We start from the raw sequence: 4,061 nt of genomic DNA on the forward strand, positions 1-4,061 counted from the left end.
ACGTCGTCGGGGTCGAGGCGGCGGAGTTCTTCGGCGAGGCAGTCTTTGAGGCTGCGGCGTGGGAGGGAGATCCGTTGTGGGGGTTGGCCTGGTTGGGTGAGTTCGGCGATGGTGAGGCCGGGGCGGATGAGTTGGATGTCTCCGGTGGCGCGGGTGAGTTTGACGCGGCGGATGCCGGTTCCGGCGGGGTCGGCGACGATGTGGACGGGTGCGTYCAGGTAGAGGGTGAGCCAGGCTGCCAGGAGCAGGGTGCTGGGGGAGTCGGAGGCGCCTTCGACGGCGATGGCCGTGACGGGGGATTCGTCGACYTGGTCCAGGGCGGCGGCGAGTTGCAGGCGCCAGTTGGTCAGGCGGGTCCAGGCGAGGTCGGTGTCGCCGGCGCGGTAGGTGGTCCGGATGCGGGTGAGGGCGGCTTGGGGGTCGGGTTCGTTGGCGGAGTCGGTGATGCGGCGGTGGGAGATGCGGCCGATGGAGGTTTCGCAGGCGTTGTCGGGTGCTCCGTGGGGCCACCAGGCCACGATGGGTGCGTCGGGCAGGAGCAGTCCGGCGACGAGGGATTCGTTTTCCTTGGCGAGGGATCCGTAGCCGCGCAGCACGATCACTTCGGAGGCTCCGGCGTCCCCGCCGACCCGGATCTGGGCGTCGAGCCGGTCCGGGGCGTTGCTGCCGGCGTCGGCGAGGACGATGATGCGGCAGGGGTGTTCGCGGCTGGCTTCGTTGGCTGCTTCGATCGCTTCTTCTTCGAGCCCGGATTTGGTGACGACGACGAGGGTCAGGACGCGTCCGAGGGCGATCACGCCTCCTTGCTCGCGCAGGGAGGTGATCTTTTTGGAGATTTTGGAGGTGGTGGTGTCGGGCAGGTCTACGATCATGGCCTTCTCCAGGTTCGTCCGTCGCGGGCTAGCAGTTCATCGGCCGAGGCCGGGCCCCAGCTGCCGGGGGCGTAGGGTTCGGGTTGTTCGTCCAGGGTGGCCCAGTAGTTTTCGAAGGGGTCCAGGATTTTCCAGGATTCTTCGACTTCCTGGTGCCGCGGGAACAGTGGTGGTTCGCCCAGGAGCACGTCCAGGATGAGGCGTTCGTAGGCTTCGGGGCTGGATTCGGTGAAGGAGTGTCCGTAGCCGAAGTCCATGGTCACGTCGCGCACTTCCATTTGGGTGCCGGGGACTTTGGAGCCGAAACGGATCGTGGCGCCTTCGTCGGGCTGGACGCGGATGACCACGGCGTTCTGGCCGAAGTCGTCCTCGCCGTGGCCGCGGAAGAGCAGGTTCGGTGCGCGTTTGAACACGACCGCGATTTCGGTCACGCGCCGTCCGAGGCGTTTGCCGGCGCGGAGGTAGAACGGGACCCCGGACCAGCGGCGGGTGTGGATGTCCAGGCGGATCGCGGCGTAGGTTTCGGTTTTGGAGTCGGCCGGGATGCCTTCTTCTTCCAGGTAGCCCTGGACGAGTTCCCCGCCTTGCCAGCCGCCGGTGAATTGTCCGCGGGCGGAGTGGGTGGAGAGGTCTTCGGGGAGCCGGACGGCGGCGAGGACTTTTTCCTTCTCGGCGCGCAGGTCATCGGCGTTGAAGGAGATGGGTTCTTCCATCGCGGTCAGCGCCAGCAGTTGCAGGAGGTGGTTCTGGATGACGTCCCGGGCCGCGCCGACACCGTCGTAGTACCCTGCCCGGCCGCCGGTGCCGATGTCTTCGGCCATGGTGATCTGGACGTGGTCCACGTAGTTGGCGTTCCAGAGCGGTTCGAAGAGCTGGTTCGCGAAGCGCAGGGCCAGGATGTTCTGCACGGTTTCCTTGCCCAGGTAGTGATCGATCCGGAAGACCGCGTCGGCGGGGAACACGGACTCGACGATGTCGTTGAGTTTCCGGGCGGATTCCAGGTCGTGACCGAAGGGTTTTTCGATGACCACGCGCCGCCATTGCCCGTCCCCGGCCTGGGCCAGGCCGTGCTTGGACAGCTGCCGGCAGACCTGCTCGAACGCTTTGGGCGGGATGGAGAGGTAGAAGCCGTGGTTCCCCCGGGTGCCGCGGGTTTCGTCGAGCTCGTCCAGGGTCGCGCCGAGGCGTTTGAAGGCCTGGTCGTCGTCGAACTCGCCCTGGACGAAGCGGATGCCCTCGGAGAGCTGGTTCCACACGGCCTCATCGAACGGAGTCCGGGAGTGGGCTTTGACGTTTTCCTTGACCTCGTTGGCGAAGTCCTCGTTGCTCCAGTCCCGGCGGCCGAAGCCGACGAGCGCGAAGCTGGGCGGCAGCAGGCCCCGGTTGGCCAGGTCGTAGACCGCGGGCATGAGTTTCTTGCGGGCCAGGTCCCCGGTGACTCCGAAGAACACCAGGGAGGAAGGTCCTGCGATGCGGTTCAGGCGCCGGTCCCGCGGGTCCCGCAAGGGGTTGCGGTGGCTTGTCTTGGCCGTGGGGCGGTAACCGTTGTCAGTGTCTGGCATGTCTGGGTTTGTGCCTTAGCTTCCTTGCGCGCCGGCCCGGGCGGCCAACGCGGCGACGATGTTCTTCAGCTGCGCCACACCGGCTCCACGGTCGGTCAGGTGCAGCCGCAGCACGGGACGGCCGTGGTCCTGCAGGACCTGGGCGTCACCGGCGGCCTGGGCCGTGATCAGCTGACCGAACGTGAACGGCCGTTCCGGGATCGCGATGTCACCCTGGGCGGCGGCCGTGACCTGCAGGAACGACCCGATCGCGGGCCCGCCCTTGTGGAACTGCCCGGTCGAGTGCAGGAACCGCGGACCCCAGCCGAACGTGACAGGCCGGCCGCTGACACCGGCAAGCTCGTCCCGGATGGCCTCCAACGGCGCGAACGCGATCCGGTCGAAATAGGCCTGCACACTCAGATACCCCTCGGTACCGAGCCCGGCCAGCAACGCCTTCACGGCTTCCTCGGCCGTGCCGGCCTCGCCCAGCCACGCACCGGCGCGGACCTCGATCGCGCCGTCGACGAAGTTCGCCGGYGTCGGTTCCGGGCGGGCGTCCAGCAGCCCGCGCGCGGCGACCTTGGCCGCTTCGACGTCGGGCTGGTCAAACGGGTTGATGCCCAGCAGCCGCCCCGCGACGGCGGTCGCGAACTCCCACACCAGCATCTGCGTGGCCAGCCCGCCGGCGATCGCGGCCTCGTTCGCACCGAGCACGGCATCGGTGTCCGTCCCGACGAGCCGGATGACCAGCACGTCCGCAGCGCCGCCGCTGACCTCCGGCGCGGACGGCCCGGCCACGACCGGCAACACACCCGTGCCGGACTTGCCCGTGGACTCGGCGATCAGCTGCTCGGCCCAGTCCGCGAAACCGACGATGCCGGACCCGTCCTCAACGATCACGACCTTGTTGCGCAACGGGACCGTTCCGCCCAGCGCGGCACCCAGCCGCAGACCGATGTTCTCCGCGGAGTCCTCGTTCAGGATCTCCGCGGCTTCCTCGGCCTCGTCCAGGAACGCCTCGATATCCACCCCGGCCAGCCCGCACGGGACCAGACCGAACGCCGTCAACGCCGAAAAACGCCCGCCCACGTTCGGGTCCGCGTTGAACACCGCACGGTAGCCGGCCTCACGCGAGGCCGTGTCCAACGGCGAACCCGGATCGGTCACAATGACGATCCGGGACTTCGCGTCAATACCTGCCTCGGTGAAAGCCTGCTCGAACACCCGCCGCTGCGAATCGGTCTCCACCGTGGAGCCCGACTTGGACGAAACCACAATCGCGGTCTCGGCCAGGCGGTCCGCCAACGCGGCACCAACCTGTTCCGGGTCGGTGCTGTCCAGCACCGTCAGCCCGACGCCAGCAGTACCGGCAATCACCTCCGGGGCAAGCGAAGAACCACCCATCCCGCACAACACAATCCGGGAGACCCCTTCGGCCCGGAACGCGTCCCGCAGCTCCAGGATCCCCCCGACCAGGGCCCGGGAAACGGCAGCCGCCTCCACCCACCCCAAACGGATGGCCGCCTCGGACTCCGCCTCCGGACCCCACAACGAGGCATCCTTCGCGAAAATCCGTGTCGCAACCCGGTCCTCCACAAGTACCCGAACATGCTGCTCGATGGCCTGCTGCGCAGCACCACTGGCG

3 protein-coding genes are annotated in these 4,061 nt (G+C 67.9%); all 3 read right to left on the minus strand.

Translation table 11 applies throughout. The features are described 5' to 3' along the window. Nucleotides 1-872 (minus strand): glucose-6-phosphate dehydrogenase assembly protein OpcA (locus E1809_RS26135; protein WP_133207128.1); only part of this gene is annotated, 872 nt, incomplete at its 3' end. Then, nucleotides 869-2,434 carry a glucose-6-phosphate dehydrogenase gene (zwf, locus tag E1809_RS26140; protein WP_133207129.1) on the minus strand — a complete coding sequence of 522 codons (1,566 nt, stop codon included), beginning with the start codon at nt 2,432-2,434 and terminating at the stop codon, nt 869-871. The genes zwf and E1809_RS26135, both read right to left, overlap by 4 nt. A gap of 15 nt (nt 2,435-2,449) precedes the next feature. Further along, nucleotides 2,450-4,061, minus strand: a 1,612-nt coding sequence (locus E1809_RS26145; protein WP_133207130.1) for a glucose-6-phosphate isomerase, incomplete at its 5' end; no start/stop codon positions are given.

The organism is Arthrobacter terricola, from assembly GCF_004354015.1.
Classification (GTDB): domain Bacteria; phylum Actinomycetota; class Actinomycetes; order Actinomycetales; family Micrococcaceae; genus Arthrobacter; species Arthrobacter terricola.

Excerpts from the sequence above, each read along its gene's own strand:
- zwf (WP_133207129.1), bottom strand. The coding sequence starts at position 2,434 with ATGCCAGACACTGACAACGGTTACCGCCCCACGGCCAAGACAAGCCAC.